This is a genomic window from Paracoccus sp. AK26, from assembly GCF_011801365.1.
GTDB lineage: Bacteria > Pseudomonadota > Alphaproteobacteria > Rhodobacterales > Rhodobacteraceae > Paracoccus > Paracoccus aerius.
Map to the genome: position 1 here is coordinate 1,642,236 of NZ_CP041041.1, position 22,626 is coordinate 1,664,861.

Consider the following 22,626-nt stretch of genomic DNA (forward strand, 5'->3'; position numbering starts at 1 on the left):
CGCCCCTCTGCAACAAAAGGTTTACGCAAGGTCGTGTTCTCGGGATGTTCCCATTTTGCGGTTGCTTTTTGGAACCGCGCGCCTATCTGATGCGCTTGGTCGGCCGGGGGCACGTCATGGAACAGAAGTTCATCGAAGTACGCGGGGCGCGTGAACACAACCTCAAGGGCGTGGACATGGACATCCCGCGCGACAAGCTGGTGGTCATCACCGGGCTGTCGGGCAGCGGCAAGTCGTCCCTTGCCTTCGACACGATTTATGCCGAAGGCCAGCGCCGCTATGTCGAAAGCCTGTCGGCCTATGCGCGGCAGTTCCTGGACATGATGGGCAAGCCGGATGTGGACCACATCAGCGGCCTGTCCCCCGCCATCAGCATCGAACAGAAGACGACCTCGAAGAACCCGCGCTCGACCGTCGGCACGGTGACCGAGATTTATGACTATCTGCGGCTGCTGTTCGCCCGCGCGGGCACGCCCTACAGCCCCGCCACCGGCCTGCCGATCGAGGCGCAGCAGGTCCAGGACATGGTGGACCGGATCATGGAGATGCCCGAGGGCACGCGTGCCTATCTGCTGGCGCCCATCGTCCGCGACCGCAAGGGCGAATACAAGAAAGAGTTCCTCGAGCTTCGCAAGCAAGGCTTCCAGCGGGTCAAGGTGAACGGCCAGTTCCATGAGCTGGACGAGCCGCCTGTCCTGGACAAGAAATTCCGCCACGACATCGACGTGGTGGTGGACCGCATCGTCGTGCGCGAGGGGCTGGAAACGCGGCTTGCCGATTCGCTGCGCACCGCGCTGGATCTGGCCGACGGCATCGCCATAGTCGAGACTGCGGCAGACGAACCAGAACGGACCACCTTCAGCGAAAATTTCGCCTGCCCCGTCAGCGGCTTCACCATCCCAGAGATCGAGCCGCGGCTGTTCTCTTTCAACGCCCCCTTCGGCGCCTGCCCGGTCTGCGACGGGCTGGGGATGGAACTGTTCTTCGACGAACGGCTGGTCGTGCCCGACGCCGCGCTGTCGGTCGAAAAGGGCGCCATCGCGCCCTGGGCCAAGTCGAAATCGGCCTATCTGACGCAGACGGTCAACGCCCTTGCCAAGCATTATGGCTTTGACAAGAAGACGCCGTGGAAGAACCTGCCCGAGGACGTGCAGGCGATGTTCCTGCGTGGGTCCGGCAAGGAAGAGATCGAGTTCCGCTTCGACGACGCGGGCCGCGTCTACAATGTCCGCCGCGTCTTCGAGGGCGTGATCCCCAACATGGAACGCCGGTTGCGCGAATCCGACAGCGCATGGGTGCGCGAGGAGTTCGAGCGCTATCAGAACAACCGTCCCTGCGGCGCCTGCCACGGCTATCGCCTGAAGCCGGAAGCCCTGGCCGTCAAGATCGCCGGCAACCACATCGGCGAGGTGGTTGAACTGTCGATCAAGGAAGCGCTGGCCTGGATCGAAGCCGCGCCCGGACACTTGTCGCGGCAGAAGAACGAGATCGCCGTCGCCATCCTCAAGGAAATCCGCGAGCGGCTTGGCTTTCTGGTCAACGTCGGCCTGGACTATCTGACGCTGTCGCGCGCGGCGGGAACGCTGTCGGGCGGTGAAAGCCAGCGGATCCGGCTGGCCAGCCAGATCGGCAGCGGTCTGACGGGCGTGCTGTATGTGCTGGACGAACCCTCGATCGGGCTGCATCAGCGCGACAACGACCGTCTGCTGGACACGTTGAAGGGACTGCGCGACCAGGGCAACTCGGTCATCGTCGTCGAGCATGACGAGGACGCGATCCGCCATGCGGATTATGTCTTCGACATGGGCCCCGGCGCGGGTGTCCACGGCGGCACCGTCGTCAGCCACGGCACCCCGGACCAGATCGCAGCCGACCCCAACAGCCTGACAGGCCAGTATCTGTCGGGCCTGCGAGAGATCGCGGTGGGCGAAGAACGCCGAAAGGGCAACGGCAAGGCGGTCAAGGTCGTCAAGGCGACGGGCAACAACCTCAAGGACGTGACGGCCGAGTTTCCTCTGGGCAAGTTCGTCTGCGTCACGGGCGTGTCGGGCGGCGGCAAGTCCACCCTGACCATCGAGACACTTTTCAAGACTGCGTCGCTGCGCCTGAACGGCGCCCGCCAGACCCCCGCCCCCTGCGAGACGATCAAGGGGCTGGAACATCTGGACAAGGTGATCGACATCGACCAGCGGCCCATCGGCCGCACGCCCCGGTCGAACCCCGCGACCTATACCGGCGCCTATACCCCCATCCGCGACTGGTATGCGGGCCTGCCCGAATCCAAGGCGCGCGGCTACAAGCCCGGCCGCTTCAGCTTCAACGTCAAGGGCGGCCGCTGCGAGGCCTGCCAGGGCGATGGCGTCATCAAGATCGAGATGCACTTCCTGCCCGATGTCTATGTCACCTGCGAGACCTGCAAGGGCAAGCGCTACAACCGCGAAACGCTGGAGGTCCAGTTCAAGGGCAAGTCCATCGCCGACGTGCTGGACATGACGATCGAGGAAGGACAGGAGTTCTTCAAGGCGGTGCCCTCGATCCGGTCCAAGATGGACGCGCTGATGCAGGTGGGGCTGGGCTACATCAAGGTCGGGCAGCAGGCCACGACCCTGTCGGGCGGCGAGGCGCAGCGCGTCAAGCTGGCCAAGGAACTGGCTCGCCAGTCCACCGGCAAGACCTTGTATATCCTGGACGAACCTACCACCGGCCTGCATTTCGAGGATGTGCGCAAGCTGCTCGAGGTGCTGCACCACCTGGTGGACGAAGGCAACACGGTCGTGGTGATCGAACACAACCTGGATGTCATCAAGACCGCCGACTGGATCATCGACATCGGTCCCGAGGGCGGCGACGGCGGCGGAGTGATTGTCGCCGTCGGCACGCCCGAGGACGTGGCGAAGGTTCCCGAAAGCCATACCGGCCGCTATCTGGCGCCGATGCTGAAGCCTGCGCGGATCAGGGCGGCGGAATAGTCAGCTCACGCTGATCCGCTGCACGATGCATCCCGATTCGTCGGGACTGAAGGGCTGGTCCGACGCGGGCAGTTCAAATCCCGCGCAAAGCCGCAAGCTGTCGGGCGGCACCAGATCAATCCGGTAGGGTGCGCCGGTGAAGGGGTCAGCGAGGCGTGGCGTCATCGGGCAGGCTTCGATTGGCGTCGGATCGGTGCCCACCCTGCCCGCCTGCTGGGCCTTGCAGGTCAGCAGCATCTGGATCTCTGACAGATCCTGCGCGCGCACCTGGTCGCGCCGTTCCGCGCGCCCTTGCGCGGGCCCGCCAGTCGCGATGATCCCCGCAACCGCAACCGACACGGACAGCGCCGTCAAGGCCAGGACAGCCCAGTGCCTAGCCATCCAGATCCTCGCGATAGCAGGCCGCCACCAAAAGCCCCGTCACCGCAACAAGCGCCAGCTTTGCACCAAGGCGCAGCGTCAGGTCGCCCGACAGGAAGGCATAGATCGCAGCCACCACATCCCCCAGCAGCACAAGCGCCGCCGCGAAGACCGTCACCGACGCGAAGATACGCCGCGCCCTCGACCGGCGGGGCTGCGCGGCGGCCAGCACCTGGCGGGTCATGCGCCTGTCCAGCCAGACGAACAACGGCAGGAACGCGATGATCGAGGCGATGGAAAAGCGCATGGCCCAAGGATCCGGCGCCTCGCGGCCGGCGACATCGGGCAAGATGCCGTCGATCACCATGAAGCCCAGCCTGGAGACGTGAAAGCAGACCAGGACAAGGGCGATCATCAGCAGCGCGTAAAGCATCCCTTCGCGCGCCGAGACATAGGGTCTCGGGCACGGCACCGGTGGCAGATCTTCGGAGGCGATCCAGCGTGACAGGGCATCGTCGATCTCGGGTGGCGACCAGCCGGCATGGGACAGGGCTGCGCGTATGCGGGGTTCCGTCTGCCCACGGGCCATCGCGCCATGCACGAAATCAGACAGTTCTTCGGATCCAGCCACGTATCTTCCCCGTTTCTCGGCCAAGGTCACCCAGGATCCACGGCCCTGTCAACGCCTGCGGAATTTTCGTCGGGAAACATCATTTTTCCTCTTGCACGCCCCGACGCAGTCCCATAAATCACCGCTCACCGAAGGCGAGACGGTCAAACGAAGCGCTGACGGACGGATGCGGGCGTAGCTCAGGGGTAGAGCATAACCTTGCCAAGGTTAGGGTCGTGAGTTCGAATCTCATCGCCCGCTCCAAACAAAAAGGCCGGGCCTGATGGCCCGGCCTTTTGCTTGGCGCCTGGTTATGTACACTCAAAAAGTTGATAATGGTTGCAGTGCCTGCAAGCATCGTTAAGATGCCAGGAAAGGCTCTGGCCGAAACGTTCAAACGAAAAACTGAAAAACAGGCCAGAGCTTGAGCGACGGCCCAGCACCACATACCAGACTTGGGTCAACACAACCGCTCGGGGAGGTGTTGTTAACCAACTGGGACGATCCACATTCCGATATTGGCTTTACACTGTCAAGATGACCTTCAAGGGGTAAGATGCCTTTACGGGGCGAAGTTCCACAACTGCTGATCAGCGCCGGTCTGTCCTTGCTGGATGAAGAAGGGACGCCCGGTCTGACACTGCGGCGAATTGCCGCGCGCGCCGGGGTGTCCCATGCCGCGCCCGCGCATCACTTTGGTGGGCTTCCCGGCCTGCGCGATGCCATCGCCACTCACGGCTTTCGCAGCTTCAGGCATGAACTGGTCACTGCCCTGGAAGGCGTTCCTGCCGATGCCGACCCGTTCCAGCACCTGCTGACGGTCAACCTGGCCTATATCGGTTTTGCGCGCCGCCGCGCGGCGTTGTTCCGGCTGATGTTCGATCAGTTGCCGACCGAGGACAGCACCCTGAGAGAGATCGCCCGTGCGACCTATGTCGTCTTGCGGGATCGCTGCACGCCCTTCGTCCGCGACCGCCCGGCCGCACCCTTGCAGACGTCGGTCTGGTCCATGACGCATGGCTTTGCCATGCTGAACATGGACCAGCCCTATCCTCCGGAATCACCCGTGCAGGTATCGTCCTATGAAGATGCCCTGCGCCTGCTGGTCGGCTGACCGGCGGCGCAGGGCGCAGGCCTAGCCGTCCTGGCGGATGCGGACGTTGGTTGGATCGTAGGGGCTGTCCTCGGTCACCTCGGCGTCCCACAATTCGCGGAACATGCGGACCTTCAGCCTGGTCCCCGGCTGGGCCAGGTCCGGGCGGACATAGCCCATGCCGATCTGCTTGCCGAAGGCCGCCGAATATCCGCCCGAGGTCAGGCGCCCCACCTTCTGGCCGTCCAGGAAGATCCCCTCGCGTCCCCAGGGATCGGCGTCCTGCGGCCCGTCGATCAGCAGGGTGACGCACAGGGACCGGATGCCCTTGGCCTCCATCGCCGCCTTGCCGCGGAAGTCCTTGGACAGGTCCACGAAACGGTCCAGCCCGGCTTCCAAGGGCGTCGCGTCGCGGCCCAGTTCGGTGCCGAAGGCGCGATAGGACTTTTCCTGCCGCAGCCAGTTCTGCGCCCGTGCGCCGACAAGCTTCATGCCCGCCGGCTCACCCGCCTCCATCAGGCGGTCGAACAGATGGTTCTGCATCTCGATCGGGTGGTGCAGTTCCCAACCGAGTTCGCCCGTATAGGCCACGCGGACGGCGTTGACCGGCACCATGCCCAGTTCGATCTGCCTGGCCGACAGCCAGGGAAAGCGCTTGTTCGACAGGGCGGTGTCCGGCTGCGCGTCACGGATCAGCTTGGCCAGGATGTCGCGCGACGCCGGCCCGGCCAAGGCGAAGACGCCCCATTGGGTCGTCACGTCGTGGATGCTGACATACCCCCCGCCGGCCGCCATGAAATCCTCGGCCGACTTGACCAGATGGTCGCCGTCATAGGCTGCCCAGGCCCCGGCGGACACCAGGTAATAGCTGTCCTCGGCCAAGCGGACGATGGTGTATTCGGTCCGCGTCGTGCCTGCATCGGTCAGCGCATAGGTCAGGTTGATGCGGCCCACCTTGGGCAGCTTGTTGGTCGTCAGCCAGTCGAGGAAAGCCGTCGCGCCCGGTCCCTTGACGGTGTGCTTGGCGAAGGCCGTCGCGTCGATCAGGCCCGCCGCATTGCGGACAGCCTCGGCCTCGGCCTTGGCATATTGCCACCAGCCGCCGCGACGGAAGCTGCGGGACGCATGGTCGTCGAAGCCTTCGGCACCGTAGTAGTTCGGGCGTTCCCATCCGTTCACCTGCCCGAACTGCGCCCCCCGCGCCTTCTGCCGGTCATAGGCAGGCGAGGTGCGCAGGGGCCGGCAGGCTTCGCGTTCCTCATCGGGGTGGTGCAGGACGAAGACGTTTTCATATGCTTCCTCGTTCTTGCGCGCTGCATATTCGGTTGTCATCCAGCCGCCGAATCGCCGCGGGTCGAGCGAGGCCATGTCGATCTCGGCCTCGCCGTCCACCATCATCTGGGCAAGGTAATGGCCGATGCCGCCCGCCGCGGTGATGCCGAAGCTGAAGCCTTCGGCCAGCCAAATGTTGCGCAGGCCCGGGGCTGGGCCGACCAGCGGGTTTCCGTCGGGCGTATAGCAGATCGGGCCGTTGTAGTCGTCCTTCAGCCCCACCGTTTCCGAGGTCGGGATCCGGTGGATCATCGACATGTATTCTTCCTCGATCCGCTCCAGGTCCAGCGGGAACAGGTCCGCGCGGAAGGATTCCGGCACGTCATAAAGGAACCGCGCCGGGGCATTGCGCTCGTAGGGGCCAAGGATCCAGCCGCCGCGTTCCTCTCGCACATACCATTTGGCGTCGGCATCGCGCAGGACGGGGTGTTCCGGGTTGCCTTCGGCGCGCCATTTCACCAGGGCAGGGTCGGGTTCGGTGACGATATACTGATGCTCGACCGGTATCGCGGGGATCTTGATGCCCAGAAGGCGGGCTGTGCGCTGCGCGTGGTTGCCGGTGGCGGTCACGACATGCTCGGCCCGGATTTCGAAGACCTCGCCCGATCCGACCAGGTTGCCGCCCTTCTCGACCAGCTTCTCGCAGGAAACGATCCACTCGGACCCGGTCCACTTGTAGCCGTTGACCTGGATCTTTCGCTCGATCGTGGCGCCTGCCATGCGCGCGCCCTTGGCCATGGCCTGCGTCACGTCGGCGGGGTTGATATAGCCGTCGGTCGGGTGGAACAGCGCGCCCTTCAGATCCTCGGTGCGGACCAGCGGCCAGCGCTCCTTGATCTGCTGCGGGGTCAGGAACTGATGCTCGATCCCGACCGTCTCGGCAGTGGCGGAATACAGCATGTATTCGTCCATCCGGTCCTGGGTCTGCGCCATGCGCAGGTTGCCGCAGCGGGTGAAGCCCGCATTCAGGCCGGTCTGCGCCTCAAGTTCCGCATACAGCTTGACCGAGTAGTCGTGGATATGGGTCGTCGCATAGCCCATGTTGAACAGCGGCAGCAGGCCCGCCGCGTGCCAGGTGGATCCGGCCGTCAGCTCGTCACGCTCGACCAGCATCACCTCCCACCCGGCACGGGCCAGATGCAGGGCGATGCCGCAGCCGACCGCGCCGCCTCCGACGACAAGAACCTTCACATGCGACTTCATTCGCGCGACTCCTTGGTATGTTATGGGACGTTACTGCCACGGACGCCGCCATGGGTTCGGATGGGCCCGACCTAAACGGTCCAAAAACGACATGCTGCAACGCAGCGCTTGTGCGAATCCGCTGACGTCCAGTAGGGTGCGCCACCAACGGGGGGACGGGATGCAGATTTGCCGCGACAGGCAGGCGATGCGCGCATGGCGGCAGGGCGCGGGGCGCGTGGCCCTTGTGCCGACGATGGGCGCGCTGCATGACGGGCACCTGTCGCTGGTGGCCCGCGCCCGCGACTGGCTGGACGCCCAGGGCGGCGGCCGGGTCGTAACCTCGATCTTCGTGAACCCCACCCAATTCGGCCCGAACGAGGATCTGGCGACCTATCCCCGGGACGAGGAAAACGATATCGCGCTGCTGCGCAACGCGGGCTGCGACGCGCTGTTCCTGCCGACCGTCGCGGACATCTATCGCCCCGGCGCGCAGACGGTGGTTGAGGTCGTGGGTCTGTCGCGGATGCTGATGGGCCGGCTGCGGCCCGGCCATTTCCGCGGCGTGGCGACGGTGGTCACCAAGCTGTTCAACATCGTCCAACCCGATGCGGCGGCTTTCGGCGAAAAGGACTTTCAGCAGTTGGCCGTCATCCGGCAGATGGTGGCCGACCTGGATATCCCGGTCGAGATCCTGCCCGTGCCCACGATGCGCGAAGCCGACGGGCTGGCCATGTCGTCGCGCAACCGCCGCCTGTCGCCCGCCGAACGCGCCGCTGCCCCTGTCCTGTCCCGCGCACTTGACCGGGCCGAAGGGATGGTGGGCCAAGGCGCGGGCCTGTCGGCCGTCCGGGCCGAATTGCGCCGCATCATCGGTGCCGAACCCCTGGCCCATATCCGTTCGATAGACATCCGCGATGCGGCCGACCTATCCCGCATCGCCCTGATCCAGCGTCCGGTCGTGATCCTGCTGGCCGTCCGCTTTGGCGAGGTGCTGCTGATCGACCAGCGTGTCGCCCATCCGAAAGGCTGAAGATGTCCGCGCAAGCCCCTGTCAAGCGCATCACCGCGCCCCAGATCGCCGCCCGAAAGGGCGCAACGCCCATCGTTGCCCTGACCGCCTATACCGCACCCATGGCAGCCCTGGTCGATTCCCATGCCGAGGTGATCCTGGTGGGCGACAGCCTGGGCATGGTGGTCCACGGCCTTCCCTCGACCATCGGCGTCACGATCGAGATGATGATCATGCATGGCCAGGCCGTGATGCGGGGCAGCCACCGGGCGATGGTCGTGATCGACATGCCTTTCGGCAGCTACGAAGAAAGCCCCCAGCAGGCTTTCCGCAACGCTGCCCGTGTCATGGCGGAAACCGGAGCCGGCGCGGTCAAGCTGGAAGGCGGCAGCCGCATGGCCCCCACGGTCCGCTTCCTGACCGAACGCGGCATTCCGGTGATGGGCCATGTCGGCCTGACCCCGCAGGCAACCCACACGATGGGCGGCTTCAAGACCCAGGGGCGGGAAACCAATAGCTGGCCCGCCCATCTGCAGGACGCCGTGGACGTGGCCGAGGCAGGCGCCTTCTCGATCGTGGTCGAGGGCGTGGTCGAGGCCCTGGCCGACCGCATCACCGACGCCGTCCCGGTGCCCACCATCGGCATCGGCGCCTCGGCCCGCTGCGACGGGCAGATCCTGGTCCTGGACGACATGCTTGGCATGACGGGCCGGGTGCCGCGCTTCGTCCACCGCTTTGCCGACCTTGGCCGGGCGGCCGATGATGCGATTGCCGCCTATGCCGCCGCCGTGCGCGACCGCAGCTTCCCGGCCGAGGCAAATGTCTATCGCTGACTGATCCAGATCAAGGCCGCGCCTATGGGGCCGGGATAATCCCTGGCCGGACAAACGCGACGGACGATCATGACCCTTGCCGCCTTTCTTGCCGCCATCCTGGGGCTGCTGCTGACCCCCGGCCCAACGAACACGCTTATGGGCCTTGCAGGTGCGCTGTCAGGCTTTCGCCGGATGACCCGCCTGATCCCGGCCGAGGTTCTGGGCTACCTGTCCACGATCCTGCCACTTGCTTTCATGGGGCAAGGGATCCTGGCCGCTGTTCCCGTGGCCGGACATGGCATCAAGCTGGCCGCGGCGGCCTGGGTCATGCTGCTGGCGGTCCGGCTGTGGGGCCGGGGTTCGCTGGCGCAGGCCGGCGGACCGATCACCGCGCGCCGGGTCTACGTGACGACCGTCCTGAACCCGAAGGCGCTGATCATCGCGCTTGTGCTGCTGCCTGCCCCCGATGCGGACCAGTTTCCGCCACGGCTTGCGATGTTCTGCGCAGCAACGGTGGCGGTGGCGCTCATCTGGGGCGGCGCGGGCAGTTTCGCCCGCCGCGGCAGCGGGGCGCAGGGGCGGATGCAGGTGATCCAGCGGGCAGCCTCGGTCTGGCTGGCCCTGGTGTCGGTGATGCTGGTGGCGGGCCTTGTCCGTCCCTAGGCTGCAGCCTCGAAATCGGCCGTGCGCGCCAGACGCGACAGCAACAGCGGCACGATCAACAGCAGTGACAGCCCGACATAGATGACCGAGAAGCTGGTCCGTTCTGCCAGGAACCCGATGCTGCCGGGTGCCAGCAGGATGCCTGAATAACCCATCGTCGTGACCACCGACAGGCCCACCCCCTGCGCAAGGCCCGGCACGTTGCCCGCAGCCGAAAAGGCGATCGGCACCATGTTCGCGATGCCGATCCCGGCCAGCGCGAATCCTGCCAGCGCCATCGGGGGGGATCCGGCAAGTCCCGCAAGCCCCAGCCCCGCCATTGCGATCAGCGTGCTGACCCGCAGCGTCCGCACCGCCCCGAAACGGCGACGGATCTCATCGCCCAGGAAGCGCATCACGGCCATCGTCCCCGCGCAGGCGGCAAAGCCCCAGCCCGCCACCGTCAGCGATGCGCCCATCTCGCGCTGCAGATAGACCGCGGCCCAGTCCAGGATCGCGCCTTCGGGGATCATGCAGGCAAGCGCCATGACGCCGATCAGATAGGGCAAGGGCGTGCGCGGCAGGCGCAGCGGCTGGCTTTTCGCCTCGCCCCCGGGATGGTCGCGCAGGATGCGGGGAAAGGCCACGGCCAGAATCGCCGCGACGATCGCCGTCACAAGAACGGCATGTCCCGTTTCCCCCATGGCCTGGATCGCAGCCCCGCCGACGCCTGCCCCGGCCAGCCCGCCCAGCGACCAGAAGCCGTGGCAGGACGACATGATCGCCCGACGCCGTGCCTGCTCGACCGCCACGGCATTGGCGTTCATCGCCACATCCATCCCGCCGATCAACGCGCCGAAAACCAGAACCGTGGCCGCCGCAGCCCAGACCGTCGGCGCCAGCGAGATCCAGATCAGGCTGGGTGTGAACAGCGCCGCCGCCCGCTTGACCGCCCAGGCCGATCCGCGCCGGGCGACCAGGGCGCCAAAGACCGGCATCAGGCAGATCGAGCCCAGCCCAAGCGCCAGAACCAGCAGCCCGGCCACCGATTCGCCGATCTCCAGCCGGGCCATCATCGCCGGCAGCTTCGGTGCCCAGCTTCCCACCACCAGCCCATTGGCGAAGAACAGCGCCGATACCGCCCACCGCGCCTTGATCCCCACGAGGCCCGTCCCCGCCATGACCCGTCCCTTCTTCTGTGCAGAAATATCCCCGAGAGTCCCCGGCACGGGGACGGGGCAGCGCCCCCTGCCCCCTTTACAACATGCTGGGAACGACCAGATCCGGCGGGCGGTGCCCGTCGGCGAAGGTCTTGATGTTGATGATGACCTTCTCGCCCATCTCGGCGCGGCCCTCGACCGTGGCCGATCCCATATGCGGCAGCAGCACCACGTTCGGCAATTCGCGCAGGCGGGGGTTGATCTCGTGCCCGTGCTCGAAGACATCAAGGCCCGCGCCCGCGATTTCCCCCGCACGCAGCATCCGGGTCAGGGCGTTCTCGTCGATCACCTCGCCGCGCGAGGTGTTGACGACCACGGCGGTCGGCTTCAGCAGCTTCAGCCGCCGCGCGTTCAGCAGGTGGAAGGTCGATGGCGTATGCGGCGCGTTCACGCTGATGATGTCCATGCGCGCCAGCATCTGGTCCAGGCTTTCCCAGTAGGTCGCCTGCAATTCCTCCTCGACCTCGGGGCGAAGGCGGCGGCGGTTGTGGTAATGGACCTGCATCCCGAAGGCATTGGCCCGCCGCGCGACGGCCTGTCCGATCCGGCCCATGCCCAGGATGCCCAGGCGGCGTCCGCCGACGCGGCCGCCCAGGTGCGATGTCGGCGCCCAGCCCGCCCAGCGGCCCGCCTGCATTTCGGCCATCCCTTCAGGAATGCGGCGTGTGACACCCAGGATCAGCGCCATCACCATGTCGGCCGTGTCCTCGGTCACGACCCCGGGGGTATTGGTCACCAGGACGCCCCGCTGCCGGGCGGAATGGACGTCGATGTGATCGACCCCCGCGCCATAGTTGGCGATCAGCTTCAGCCGCTCGCCCGCCTGGGCCAACATGTTGGCGTCGATCTGGTCGGTCACCGTCGGCACCAGCACATCCGCGCCGCGCATCGCCGCCGCAAGATCGTCGCGCGACATCCTGCTGTCTTCGTCGCGCAGCACCACGTCGAACAGTTCCTTCATGCGCGTCTCGACCGCCTCGGGCAACCGGCGCGTCACGACGACGCGCAGTTTCTGGCGCGAGGGCTGCGGGCTGTGCATGATGGCCTCACTTTCTCGATGTCGTGTCCGCGGCGGCCTTTCCATATGGCGCCGCCTTTGGCAAACTGCCCGCGATATGGGGCAGGCACAAGACCCCATGGGGGTCCGCTTGCGGCCCCTTCAAGGGGCAGAGGGACCGCTTGACCGGCGGTCGGCAGGAACGGACGGAACATGAGGATACGCACGGTTTTCAGTGGCGGGGCGGCGATCTTGGCCGCATCGGCAAGCCTGGCGCTTGCCCAGGTCGAAGGGGTGCCGCAATCGGCGGACGCCCAGATCGTCCGGGTTCAGGACGGGGGCGGCGAGACGCGCGGTCCGGTGACCAACCTGCCGGTCCCGCGCTATGTCAGCCTGAAGGGATCCGAGGGCAATGCCCGGCGCGGCCCCAGCCTGTCGCATCGCATCGACTGGGTGTTCCGCCATGCCGGAATGCCGCTGCGCGTCGTGGCCGAGTTCGGCCACTGGCGCCGGGTCGAGGACAAGGACGGCGCGGGAGGCTGGGTCCACTACGCGCTGCTGTCGGGCGTGCGCACCGCGCTTGTGACGCAGGACATGGTGGAACTGCGCAGCCGCCCCCATCCCGACGCCGATATCGTGGCGCGGGCCGAGATGGGCGCGATCGTCCGCCTGGGCGAATGCGAACCCGGCTGGTGCCGCATCTCGGGCGGCGGCCAGCGGGGCTGGGTGCCCAAGACCTCGATCTGGGGCGTGGACCCGGACGAGGTGCGGGACTAGCGCCTAGGCCAGGCCCCGACCCCGCAGCAGCGCATCCACGCCCGGCATCCGCTGGCGGAAGGCCAGCCACAACTGGTCCGCCGGGGCCGATCCGCCGCGCGACAGGATCGTTTCCTCCAGCCGCCGCGCGGTTGCGGGGTCGAAGATGTCGCCGGTTTCCTCGAATGCCGCGAAGGCGTCGGCGTCCATGACCTCGGACCACATATAGCTGTAATAGCCGCTGGCATAGCTGTCGCCGCTGAAGACATGGCTGAAATGCGGGGTCGCATGGCGCATCGGGATCGCCGTTGGCGCATCCAGTCCGGCCAGCACGCGCGCCTGAGCGGCCATCGGGTCGGCAGGCGGTTCGCCCCGGTGGAAGGCCAGATCCACAAGCGCGCTTTCCAGGTATTCGGTGGTCGAAAAGCCCGCATCCGCCTTTCCGGCCGCCAGCAATCGGTCGCGCAGATCGGCGGGCAGAGTCTCGCCCGTCTGGAAATGGCGCGCGTGGGCGTCCAGGACGGCAGGCTGTTCCAGCCAGTGTTCGTAAAGCTGGCTTGGCAGTTCGACGAAGTCCTGCGCAACCGCCGTGCCGGAGATCGAGGGCCATGTCACGTCCGACAGAATGTGATGCGTCGCATGGCCAAATTCGTGGAACAGCGTGCGGGCGTCGTCCCAGGACAGGAAGGCTGGCGCGCCGGGCTCCTCGGGCGGGGTGAAGTTGCAGACGTTCACCACGATGGGCCGCTGCCCCGGGCCGATCTTGTGCTGGACTTGCAACGACGAACACCATGCCCCCGACCGCTTCGTGGGGCGTGCGAAGTAATCGCCCACGAAGATCGCCATCAGCCGCCCGTCGCGGGTAATCCGCCACGCGCGGGCGTCAGCCGACCACAGAGGCGCGTCGACGGGCTGGAACTCCAGCCGGAACAGGCGATGCGCGACATCCATCATCGCCCCCAGCATCGCGTCCAGCGTCAGGTAAGGCTTGACCTGATCAGCGTCGAAATCATGGTCCTGCCGCCGCAGCCGTTCCGCGTAAAGCCGCCAGTCCCAGGCCTCCAGCGCGCCGTTCACACCGTCCTGATGCGCCATGGCGGTCAGCCTGGCCTCGTCCTCGGCCGCGCGATTGCGGGCTGGTTCCCAGACCTGGGCCAGCAGTTCGGCCACGCGGTCGGCAGTGCCCGCCATCTCGGGTTCCAGCTTGTAGGCGGCGAAATCGGCATAGCCCAGCAGCCGGGCGCGTTCGTGGCGCAGGGCTAGGATCTCGGTCACCAGGGGCAAGTTGTCGGTCGCCTTACCCCCCGCGCCCTCGCCCGACCCGCGCGCGGCCCAGGCCTTGAAGGCCACCTCGCGCAGCGCGCGGTCGCCGGCATGTTCAAGGAAGGGCACGATCAGCGACCGCGACAGCGTGACGACCTGCCCCTCCATCCCGCGCGCCTTGGCCGCCGCGCGCATGGACCGAACCAGCCAGTCGGGCAGGCCCGCCAGCCGGTCATCCGGGATCGGCAGGACGTAATCGCGTTCGTCGGCCAACAGGTTCTGCGAGAACTGCGTGGTCAGGACCGCCATGCGGGCGCGGATCGCGGCCATGCGTTCGCGCGCCTCGCCCTCCAGCCCCGCGCCGGACCGGGTCAGGCCGCGCAGGGCCAGTTCGGTGATGCGCCGATCCTCGGGCGGCAGGGTGTCGGCGGTCGCGGCCACCGCCTTGACGCGGGCATAAAGGCGCGGGTCCATGCCGGTCTTGCTGTTATAGGCCGCAAGCCGGGGGGCGAAATCGCGTTGCAGCGCCTCTCGGGCGGGGTTCGAATCGACATTGGCCAGCGTGTAGAAGATCGACAAGACGCGGTTCAGTCCGTCCTCGGCTGTTTCCAGGGCGGCGACGGTATTGGCGAAGGTCGGAGCTTCGGGATTGGCAGCAATCGCCTCCATCGCGGCCTCGGCTGCGGCCAGTTCGCGGTCGAAGGCGGGGGCAATGTCGGTGTCGGCGATCAGGTCGAAGCGGGGAAGCCCCTCGGGTCCGGTCCAGCGGGTCAGTTCAGCGTTCATGGCGTCTCCTTTGCCATGAACCTAAGGGGCGGTCGCGCCGCCTTCCAGTGCCGATCCGCAGACCGGGCAATCCGCCCGCCGCGCCGTGCCGATCATCCGGCTTTCGCCGTAAAGCGCGTCGAAGATCATCATCCGCCCGCGCAGGCCCTGCCCCGCGCCGGTCAGATGCTTTATCGCCTCGAGCGCCATCATGCTGCCGACCACGCCCGGCAAGGGGCCGACCACCCCAGCCTCGGCGCAGGGCGGGGCAAGACCAGGCGCGGGGGCCGTCGGGAACAGGCAGGACAGGCAGGGCCCGCCGCGCGCTGGATCATAGAGCGTGACCTGCCCTTCCCATTGCGCGATAGAGCCCGCGATCAGCGGCACGCGGGCCGCGACACAGGCGCGGTTGATCGCCTGCCGTCCCGCGAAGTTGTCGGTGCCGTCCAGGACCAGGTCATGCTGGGCGATCAGGTCGGCATCGGCTTCCGTGACGCGGCGCGGCAGGGGCGTCACCTGGACCAACGGGTTCAGCGCGCGCATTGCGCCTGCGGCGGCCTGGGCCTTGGGCCGCCCCTGCTGGTCGCTGCGAAAGATCACCTGGCGTTGCAAGTTCGACAGGCTGACCGTGTCGTCATCGGCAAGCGTGATCCGCCCCACCCCCGCCGCTGCAAGATACAAACAGACCGGCGCGCCAAGACCACCCGCGCCGATCACCAGCACGTTCGCGTTCCGCAGGCGCATCTGGCCCGGTCCGCCAATCTCTCGCAGCACCAGATGGCGGGCATATCGGTCCAGTTCGACATCGGCGACCGGCACCGGCGCAGGCTTGTGCTGTTCCGGTGGCGCGGCGCGCGCGCGCAGCCATCGCAGACCGGCTCGATAGGCAAGAACCAGTCCCACCAGGCCGCCCGCGACCAGCCAGCCCCGTGCGGATCCGCCAAAGACCGCGCCCATGCCGGACAGATGCGCCAGTTCGATCACCGCCCAAGCCGATGCCAGCGCCGCCAGCAGCCACCGGCGCGGCAAGCCGAAGATCCAGCCTGCAACTGCGACCCCGACCAGCAGCCAGAAGCCCAGCATCGCCCTTATGCCCCTGTCGAGCCAAAGCCGCCCGCCGCCCGTGCCGTGCTGCGGCTGAAGCTGTCAACCACTGTGAAGGCGGGTCTTATCACCGGCACGAAGATCATCTGCGCAATCCGTTCGCCCGGCTGGATCATGATCGGATCCGATCCCGGCGGATTGCGGTTCCAGGTGCTGATCAGGATCTCGCCCGTATAGTCGGGATCGATCAGGCCGGTGGAATTGCCGAGGACCAGCCCGCGCTTGTGACCCTGGCCCGACCTGGGAAGAACCAGACCCGCGAAGGAGAAGTCGTCGAAGGACAGCGCGATCCCGGACGGGATCAGGACCGCCGGGGCCTGCGGGTCAACCTCGATGGTCTTATCGAGGCAGGCGAACAGGTCGATCGCCGCCGAGCCCGCCGTCTGGTAATCCGGCAGACCCCATTCGTGGATCCGCGCATCCAGTATCCTGACTTCCATGCCTGCCGCCCTTGCTGTCCTTCGCCAGCCTTAGCGGATGCGAGTCAGACCTGCCAGCGGGGCTTGCGCTTGTCGAAGAAGGCCGCGATCCCCTCGGGCGCCTCGTCACCTTCCCAAACGGCGACAAGCCGGTCGATGCTGTCCTCGATCACCGCCTGGTCGATGCGCGGTCCAAGGGCGCGGCATTGCGCCTTGGCGGCAGCGACCGCGCCCGGGGCAGCCAGCAGGAAGGGGGCGACCTCGGCCTCGATAGCGGCATCCAGATCCTCGGGCGCGACGGCGCGCGCGGCCAGGTTCAGCGTCACAGCCTCGTCCGCGCCGAACAGCCGGGCCGAGAAGAAGACGCGCCGGGCCTTGTCCTCTCCCATCCGGGCCAGGACATAGGGGCCGATGGTGGCGGGGATCAGGCCCAGCTTCACCTCGGTCAGCCCGAACTTCGCGGTGCTGGCGGCAATGGCGATGTCGGCCACGGCCATCATGCCGACGCCGCCGCCGAAGGCGTTGCCGTGAACGCGGGCGATCAGCGGCTTGGGCAGCAGGTTCAGCGCCGACAGCATCCCGGCCAGCACCCGCGCGCCGGCCCGCCGCGTTTCCGCATCCGCATCCATCTGCGCGCGCATCCAGCCCAGATCGCCGCCCGCGCAGAAACTGGCGCCCTCGCCCGCCAGGACCACCACCCGCACAGCGGGATCCGCGCCAAGCTGGGCTGCGGCCTGGGTCAGTTCCTCCATCATCCGCTGGGACAAGGCGTTGTGCTTGTCGGGCCGCGCCAGCCACAGGGTCGCCACGCCGCGCGCGTCGGTGTCGATGCGGATTGTCTCAGGCATGGGTCATTCCCCGCAATCCGCGCGCGAAGGCCGCGGCCTTTTCGATGATGGTCATGTCGAGGCCGTGGGCATGGCCCCGCGCGGCCAGATGCGCCGCGACCTTTTCAGTCGCGACATTGCCCGCAGCGCCGGGGGCATAGGGACAGCCGCCCAGGCCCCCCACGGCAGCGTCAAAAACCCGCAGCCCGCGCGCAAGGCTGGCATCGATGTTGTCAAGAGCGCGGCCAGCCGTGTCGTGGTAATGGCCGGCCAGGCGGTCGGCGGGCATCTCCTCCAGCACGGCGGCCAGCATGGCGTCGATGGTTTCCGGGCGTCCCTGGCCGATGGTGTCGCCCAGGCTGATCTCGTAACAGCCCAGGTCGCGCAGGGCCGCCGTGACGCGGGCGACATTTACGGGGGGCGTTGGGCCGTCGAAGGGGCAATCGGTAACCACGCTGACATAGCCGCGCACCGGGATGCCGTCGGCCTTTGCCGCCGCAGCCACAGGGGCCAGCCGTTCCAGGCTTTCGCCGATGGTGGCGTTCAGGTTCGCGCGGCTGAAGCCCTCGGACGCGCTGGCGAAGATCGCGACCTCGCTGGCCTGGGCGGCCTTGGCGCCTTCGTAGCCCTTCATGTTGGGCGTCAGGACGGCGTAACTGACGCCCGGCGCGCGGGCAATGCCGGCCATGACCTCGGCCGCGTCGCCCATCTGCGGAACCCATTTCGGGCTGACGAAGCTGGTCACCTCGATCCGCCGGAAACCCGCCCGGGACAGCAGGTCCACCAGCGCGATCTTGTCGGCGGCGGGGATCAGCCGCTTTTCGTTCTGCAGCCCGTCGCGCGGGCCCATCTCGAAGATTTCGACGAAATCAGGCATCGGGAAGCTCGTAGAAATCGCGTTCGTAAAGCTGCGGCTCGCCTTCCTGCGGCAAGGCGCGTCGGAAGGCGGGGCGCGCGGTGCAGCGGTCGGCATAGGCCTGCAACGCTGGCGTCAGGCGCACGAAGCGGCCGGCGGTCCAGACCGACCAGCCGACGGCGCAGTCCACGCCCGAAAAGCCGCCGGCCATCAGCCAGTCCTGCCCCTTGACGGTCTGTTCCACCATCCGCAAGGCCCGGCCCAGACGCGCAGTTTCAAGCTTCATCACCGTATGCGACCGCATGGACGGATCGCGCAGCATCAGGTGGCTTTGCGTCAGGTTGGCAATATGCTGGCCCAGGGTTTCCGCGAAATGCAGCCAGTCGAGCCAGCCCAGCCGCCCCTCGGCCCCCGGCCCGCGCCACAGATGCGGGCCGCGCGTCTCGCAGAGGTATTCGATCATGGCGCCGGATTCGTGGATCACGCTGCCGTCGATCTGCAAGGCGGGCGCGCGGCCGACGGGGTGGATCGCCTCGTATTCCGCGCCGCGCATGTCCTTGCTGCGCAGGTCCATCACCCGCAACGCGAAGGGCAGTTCCAGTTCATTGAGCAGCCACAGGATCCGCATGGATCGCGACAGCGGGACGTGCCACAGAATGATCCCCTGACCGTCGTCCACCGGCCCGCCCTGGGCGGGGGGCGGCGCGTCGGTGGGTACAGGTTCGGGGGGCGTGTCAGGCATCCTCTTCCTCCAGCCGGATCAGGGGGGCGCCGGCTTCGACCTGATCGCCCGCGCTTGCCAGCACCTCGGCCACCATGCCGTCGCGGGCGGCGGTCAGGCTGTGTTCCATCTTCATCGCCTCCAGCACGCACAGCCGGTCGCCGGCCTTGACGGCCTGGCCCGCGCTGACATCGACCGATTTCACCAGTCCCGGCATGGGCGAGAGCGTCAGCGCCGCCCCTGCCCCGGCATCGGCCTGCCGGTCCAGCGGGTCCAGCGGCGCCAGATGCAGGCTGCCCGCGCCAAAGACGCTGACGCCGCTGTCATGGCCGGTGATGCGGTGGCGGCACAGGCTGCCATCCACCCACCAGCGGTCGCCCTGCCAGCGGACCTCATGCGGCTGGCCGTCCAGGGTGACGCGGGCTGCGCCGGGACCGAGGACTTCCAGCACCGCCTGCCCGCCCTGCCAGTGGATCGTGCGCCGCAGGGGCTGCCACAGGGTCATGCCGCCCTTGACCTGGGGATCGGATAAACCCGCCAGGCCGATGACGGCAAGGGCGCGGGCCGCAGGCTGGGGCTCGGATGCCGCGACAAGCGCGTCGAGGTCGCGGGCGATCAGGCCGGTATCGACCTCGCCCTTGCGGAAGCCGTCGTGCCGCGCAAGGGCGATCAGGAAGTCGATATTGGTGACAGTGCCTGCGACCTCGGTATCGACAAGGGCTGCTTCCAGCTTGCCCAACGCGATGGCGCGGGTCTTGCCCCAGGTGACGACCTTGGCGATCATGGGATCATACCAGGGGCTGATCGTGTCGCCCTGCCGCACCCCGGTTTCGTTGCGGGCATCGTCGGCAAAGCGCAGATGCGCCAAACGCCCGGTGGCGGGCAGGAAGCCCGCGGGCACGTCCTCGGCGTAAAGGCGCGCCTCGAAGGCGTGGCCGTTGATGGTCAGGTCGTCCTGCCGCGCGGGCAAGGGTTCGCCGCTGGCGACGCGCAGCTGCCATTCGACCAGATCGATGCCGGTGATGGCCTCGGTCACCGGGTGTTCGACCTGAAGGCGGGTGTTCATCTCCATGAACCAGAAGCCGTCGGGGCGCAGGCCCTGGCTGCCGTCCACGATGAATTCAATGGTGCCCGCACCGGCATAGCCAATGGCCTCGGCCGCGCGGACGGCGGCGGCGCCCATGGCGGCGCGGACCTCCGGCGTCATGCCGGGGGCCGGGGCTTCCTCGATCACCTTCTGGTGGCGGCGCTGCAAGGAACAGTCGCGCTCGAACAGGTGGACGGCCTTGCTGCCGTCGCCGAAGACCTGCACTTCGATATGGCGGGGTTGCTGGATGTATTTCTCGATCAGGACGGCAGGGTTGCCGAAGGCGGTCGCGGCCTCGCCCTGCGCAGATTGCAGGGCGGCGGCGAAATCCTGCGGGCGTTCGACAAGGCGCATCCCCTTGCCGCCTCCGCCTGCCACGGCCTTGATCAGCACCGGATAGCCGACCTGGCCCGCCTGTTCCTCAAGATAGGCGGGATCCTGGTTTTCCCCGTGATAGCCGGGCACGACCGGGACGCCGGCCTGGGCCATCAGCGCCTTGGCCGCGTCCTTCAGACCCATGGCGCGGATCGCATCGGCCGAGGGGCCGATGAAGACCAGCCCCGCCGACGTGACGGCATCCACGAAGTCGGGATTTTCGGACAGGAAGCCATAGCCCGGATGGATTGCCTGTGCCCCGGTATCAAGCGCGGCCCGGATGATTGCATCGCCGCGCAGGTAGCTGTCCTTGGGCGCAGGACCGCCGATATGCACGGCCTCGTCGGCCATCGCGACATGGCGGGCGGCGCGGTCGGCGTCCGAGAAGACCGCGACCGTGCGGACGCCCAGCCTGCGGGCGGTGTCGATGACGCGGCAGGCGATCTCGCCCCGGTTGGCGATCAGGATTTTCTGGAACATGGCGGCACCTGCGTGTTGCGGGCCAAGCCGGGGGCTTCGCGCCCCCGGACCCCCGCGGGATATTTGGTCCAAGATGAAAGAGCCATGCGCGTCACATCCTGAAGACGCCGAAGCGCGTCGGTTCGATGGGCGCGTTCAGGCTGGCGCGCAGCGACAGGGCCAGCACGTCGCGGGTCTTGCGCGGGTCGATGATGCCGTCGTCCCACAGCCGCGCAGAGGCATAGAGAGGGTGGGATTGGCGGTCGAACATCTCGATCGTGGGGCGCTTGAACTCGGCCTCCTCCTCGGGCGTCCAGGTGCCGCCCTGACGCTCGATCCCCTCGCGGCGCACGGTGGCCAGCACGCCCGCGGCCTGTTCGCCGCCCATCACGCTGATGCGCGAATTGGGCCAGGTCCAGAGGAAGCGCGGGGAATAGGCGCGGCCCGCCATGCCATAGTTGCCCGCGCCGAAGCTGCCGCCGACCAGCATGGTGATCTTGGGGACATTGGTCGTGGCGACTGCCGTCACCATCTTGGCTCCGTGGCGGGCGATGCCTTCGTTCTCGTATTTGCGCCCGACCATGAAGCCGGTGATGTTCTGCAGGAAGACCAGCGGAATGGACCGCTGGCTGCAGAGTTCGATGAAATGCGCGCCCTTCTGCGCGGCCTCGGAGAACAGCACGCCGTTGTTGGCGACGATGCCCACCGGGCAGCCTTCGACATGGGCGAAGCCCGTGACCAGCGTCTCGCCGAAGCGGGCCTTGAATTCGTCGAAGCGCGAGCCGTCCACGACCCGGGCGATCACTTCGCGGATGTCGTAGGGGGTGCGCAGGTCAGCGGGGACGACGCCCAGAATCTCCTCAGGGTCGAAGGCCGGGGGTTCGGGGGATTGCCACTGGACGCAGTCAGGCATCCGGCGGTTGAGGTTGCCGATGGCGCGGCGGGCCATCGCCAAGGCGTGTGCGTCGTCTTCGGCCAGGTAATCGGCCACGCCGGACAGGCGCGTGTGGACATCACCGCCGCCCAGATCCTCGGCGGTCACGACCTCTCCGGTGGCGGCCTTCACCAACGGCGGGCCGGCGAGGAAGATCGTGCCCTGGTTGCGCACGATGATCGTCACGTCGGACATGGCGGGAACATAGGCGCCGCCTGCCGTGCAGGACCCCATCACCACGGCGATCTGCGGGATGCCCTTCGCGCTCATCTGCGCCTGGTTGAAGAAGATGCGGCCGAAATGGTCGCGGTCGGGAAAGACCTCGTCTTGGTTGGGCAGGTTGGCACCGCCCGAATCGACCAGATAGACGCAGGGCAGATGGCATTGTTCGGCGATTTCCTGGGCGCGCAGGTGCTTCTTGACCGACAGGGGGTAATAGGTGCCGCCCTTCACCGTCGCGTCGTTGGCCACGACCATCACATCCTGGCCATGCACCCGTCCTATGCCCGCGATCACGCCCGCGCCGGGGGCCGCGCCGTCATACATACCATGCGCCGCCGTGGCGCCGATCTCCAGGAACGGGCTGCCAGGATCGAGCAGGTTCGCCACCCGCTCGCGCGGGGGCATCTTGCCGCGGCTGGTGTGCCGCTCCATCGCCTTGGGGCCGCCTCCGGCGGCAGCGGCAAGGGCGGCTTCGCGGGCAACATCCAGCAGCGCCAAGTGCGCCTGCCGGTTCGAGCGGAAGGTGTCGGACGTCGTCAAGGCGGATGATTTCAGCTTCATGGGCAGGCTTTCCCAAGAGGGGCGCGGCGCATTGCCGCAACCGAG

Annotated in this window: 19 protein-coding genes and 1 tRNA gene; 7 read left to right on the plus strand and 13 right to left on the minus strand. The window is 67.3% G+C overall.

Annotation, left to right across the window (positions count from 1 at the left end):
• Positions 1-116 precede the first annotated feature (116 nt).
• Entirely contained in the window at positions 117-2,969 is a 2,853-nt protein-coding gene (uvrA, locus tag FIU66_RS08115; RefSeq protein WP_167622223.1) for an excinuclease ABC subunit UvrA, read from the plus strand.
• Here the strand turns inward: uvrA and FIU66_RS08120 are convergent, their stop codons facing one another.
• Positions 2,970-3,350 carry a hypothetical protein gene (locus tag FIU66_RS08120; RefSeq protein WP_167622224.1) on the minus strand — a complete coding sequence of 127 codons (381 nt, stop codon included), beginning with the start codon at positions 3,348-3,350 and terminating at the stop codon, positions 2,970-2,972.
• Positions 3,343-3,960, minus strand: a complete 618-nt coding sequence (locus FIU66_RS08125) for a DUF5671 domain-containing protein (protein WP_167622225.1) — start codon at positions 3,958-3,960, stop codon at positions 3,343-3,345. Before FIU66_RS08125 ends, FIU66_RS08120 begins: the two co-directional genes overlap by 8 nt.
• Before the next feature lie 168 nt (positions 3,961-4,128).
• Here FIU66_RS08125 and FIU66_RS08130 point away from each other — a divergent pair.
• A tRNA-Gly gene (locus FIU66_RS08130) sits at positions 4,129-4,203 on the plus strand.
• Between the two features lie 292 nt (positions 4,204-4,495).
• Positions 4,496-5,053: a TetR/AcrR family transcriptional regulator gene (locus FIU66_RS08135; RefSeq protein WP_202380203.1), complete on the plus strand. Its 558-nt coding sequence runs from the start codon at positions 4,496-4,498 to the stop codon at positions 5,051-5,053.
• 21 nt (positions 5,054-5,074) lie between these two features.
• Here FIU66_RS08135 and FIU66_RS08140 read toward each other — a convergent pair whose 3' ends face one another.
• A complete protein-coding gene (locus FIU66_RS08140; RefSeq protein WP_167622227.1) occupies positions 5,075-7,567 on the minus strand; it encodes an FAD-dependent oxidoreductase in 2,493 nt (830 codons plus the stop codon).
• Between the two features lie 160 nt (positions 7,568-7,727).
• Here FIU66_RS08140 and panC point away from each other — a divergent pair, with 160 nt between their 5' ends.
• From panC to FIU66_RS08155, 3 genes are all read left to right on the plus strand, one after another.
• A complete protein-coding gene (gene panC / locus FIU66_RS08145) occupies positions 7,728-8,579 on the plus strand; it encodes a pantoate--beta-alanine ligase (RefSeq protein WP_167622228.1) in 852 nt (283 codons plus the stop codon).
• 2 nt (positions 8,580-8,581) lie between these two features.
• On the plus strand, positions 8,582-9,391 hold the full coding sequence (panB, locus tag FIU66_RS08150; RefSeq protein WP_167622229.1) for a 3-methyl-2-oxobutanoate hydroxymethyltransferase: 810 nt from the start codon (positions 8,582-8,584) through the stop codon (positions 9,389-9,391).
• Between the two features lie 69 nt (positions 9,392-9,460).
• Positions 9,461-10,036, plus strand: coding sequence for a LysE family translocator (locus FIU66_RS08155; RefSeq protein ID WP_167622230.1), 576 nt, complete (start codon positions 9,461-9,463; stop codon positions 10,034-10,036).
• Here the strand turns inward: FIU66_RS08155 and FIU66_RS08160 are convergent.
• Complete coding sequence (locus tag FIU66_RS08160; protein ID WP_167622231.1) at positions 10,033-11,196, minus strand: MFS transporter; 1,164 nt, start codon at positions 11,194-11,196, stop codon at positions 10,033-10,035. The genes FIU66_RS08155 and FIU66_RS08160 overlap by 4 nt on opposite strands.
• 76 nt (positions 11,197-11,272) lie before the next feature.
• Entirely contained in the window at positions 11,273-12,274 is a 1,002-nt protein-coding gene (locus tag FIU66_RS08165; RefSeq protein ID WP_167622232.1) for a D-glycerate dehydrogenase, read from the minus strand.
• 171 nt (positions 12,275-12,445) lie between these two features.
• On the opposite strand from FIU66_RS08165, the gene FIU66_RS08170 reads away from it, so the two are divergent.
• Positions 12,446-13,009: an SH3 domain-containing protein gene (locus tag FIU66_RS08170; RefSeq protein ID WP_167622234.1), complete on the plus strand. Its 564-nt coding sequence runs from the start codon at positions 12,446-12,448 to the stop codon at positions 13,007-13,009.
• Between the two features lie 3 nt (positions 13,010-13,012).
• Here the strand turns inward: FIU66_RS08170 and FIU66_RS08175 are convergent, their stop codons facing one another.
• The 8 genes from FIU66_RS08175 to FIU66_RS08210 all read right to left on the minus strand — a co-directional run bounded on the left by FIU66_RS08175 (position 13,013) and on the right by FIU66_RS08210 (position 22,581).
• Positions 13,013-15,037 carry a M3 family metallopeptidase gene (locus FIU66_RS08175; protein WP_167622236.1) on the minus strand — a complete coding sequence of 675 codons (2,025 nt, stop codon included), beginning with the start codon at positions 15,035-15,037 and terminating at the stop codon, positions 13,013-13,015.
• Positions 15,038-15,058: 21 nt separating this feature from the next.
• Positions 15,059-16,099: a HesA/MoeB/ThiF family protein gene (locus tag FIU66_RS08180; RefSeq protein ID WP_167622237.1), complete on the minus strand. Its 1,041-nt coding sequence runs from the start codon at positions 16,097-16,099 to the stop codon at positions 15,059-15,061.
• 5 nt (positions 16,100-16,104) lie between these two features.
• Positions 16,105-16,560 carry a dUTP diphosphatase gene (dut, locus tag FIU66_RS08185; RefSeq protein WP_167622239.1) on the minus strand — a complete coding sequence of 152 codons (456 nt, stop codon included), beginning with the start codon at positions 16,558-16,560 and terminating at the stop codon, positions 16,105-16,107.
• Between the two features lie 44 nt (positions 16,561-16,604).
• Positions 16,605-17,387: a crotonase/enoyl-CoA hydratase family protein gene (locus FIU66_RS08190; protein WP_167622241.1), complete on the minus strand. Its 783-nt coding sequence runs from the start codon at positions 17,385-17,387 to the stop codon at positions 16,605-16,607.
• Positions 17,380-18,243 (minus strand): hydroxymethylglutaryl-CoA lyase, encoded by an 864-nt coding sequence (locus FIU66_RS08195; protein ID WP_167622243.1) that lies wholly within the window; start codon positions 18,241-18,243, stop codon positions 17,380-17,382. The genes FIU66_RS08190 and FIU66_RS08195 overlap by 8 nt, the downstream gene beginning before the upstream one ends.
• The gene (locus tag FIU66_RS08200) at positions 18,236-18,964 is read right to left on the minus strand and encodes a glutathione S-transferase family protein (RefSeq protein WP_167622245.1); all 729 of its coding nucleotides are present in this window, start codon (positions 18,962-18,964) and stop codon (positions 18,236-18,238) included. The genes FIU66_RS08195 and FIU66_RS08200 overlap by 8 nt, the downstream gene beginning before the upstream one ends.
• Entirely contained in the window at positions 18,957-20,885 is a 1,929-nt protein-coding gene (locus tag FIU66_RS08205; RefSeq protein WP_167622246.1) for an acetyl/propionyl/methylcrotonyl-CoA carboxylase subunit alpha, read from the minus strand. Before FIU66_RS08205 ends, FIU66_RS08200 begins: the two co-directional genes overlap by 8 nt.
• Before the next feature lie 91 nt (positions 20,886-20,976).
• A complete protein-coding gene (locus tag FIU66_RS08210) occupies positions 20,977-22,581 on the minus strand; it encodes a carboxyl transferase domain-containing protein (protein ID WP_167622247.1) in 1,605 nt (534 codons plus the stop codon).
• Positions 22,582-22,626 lie beyond the last annotated feature (45 nt).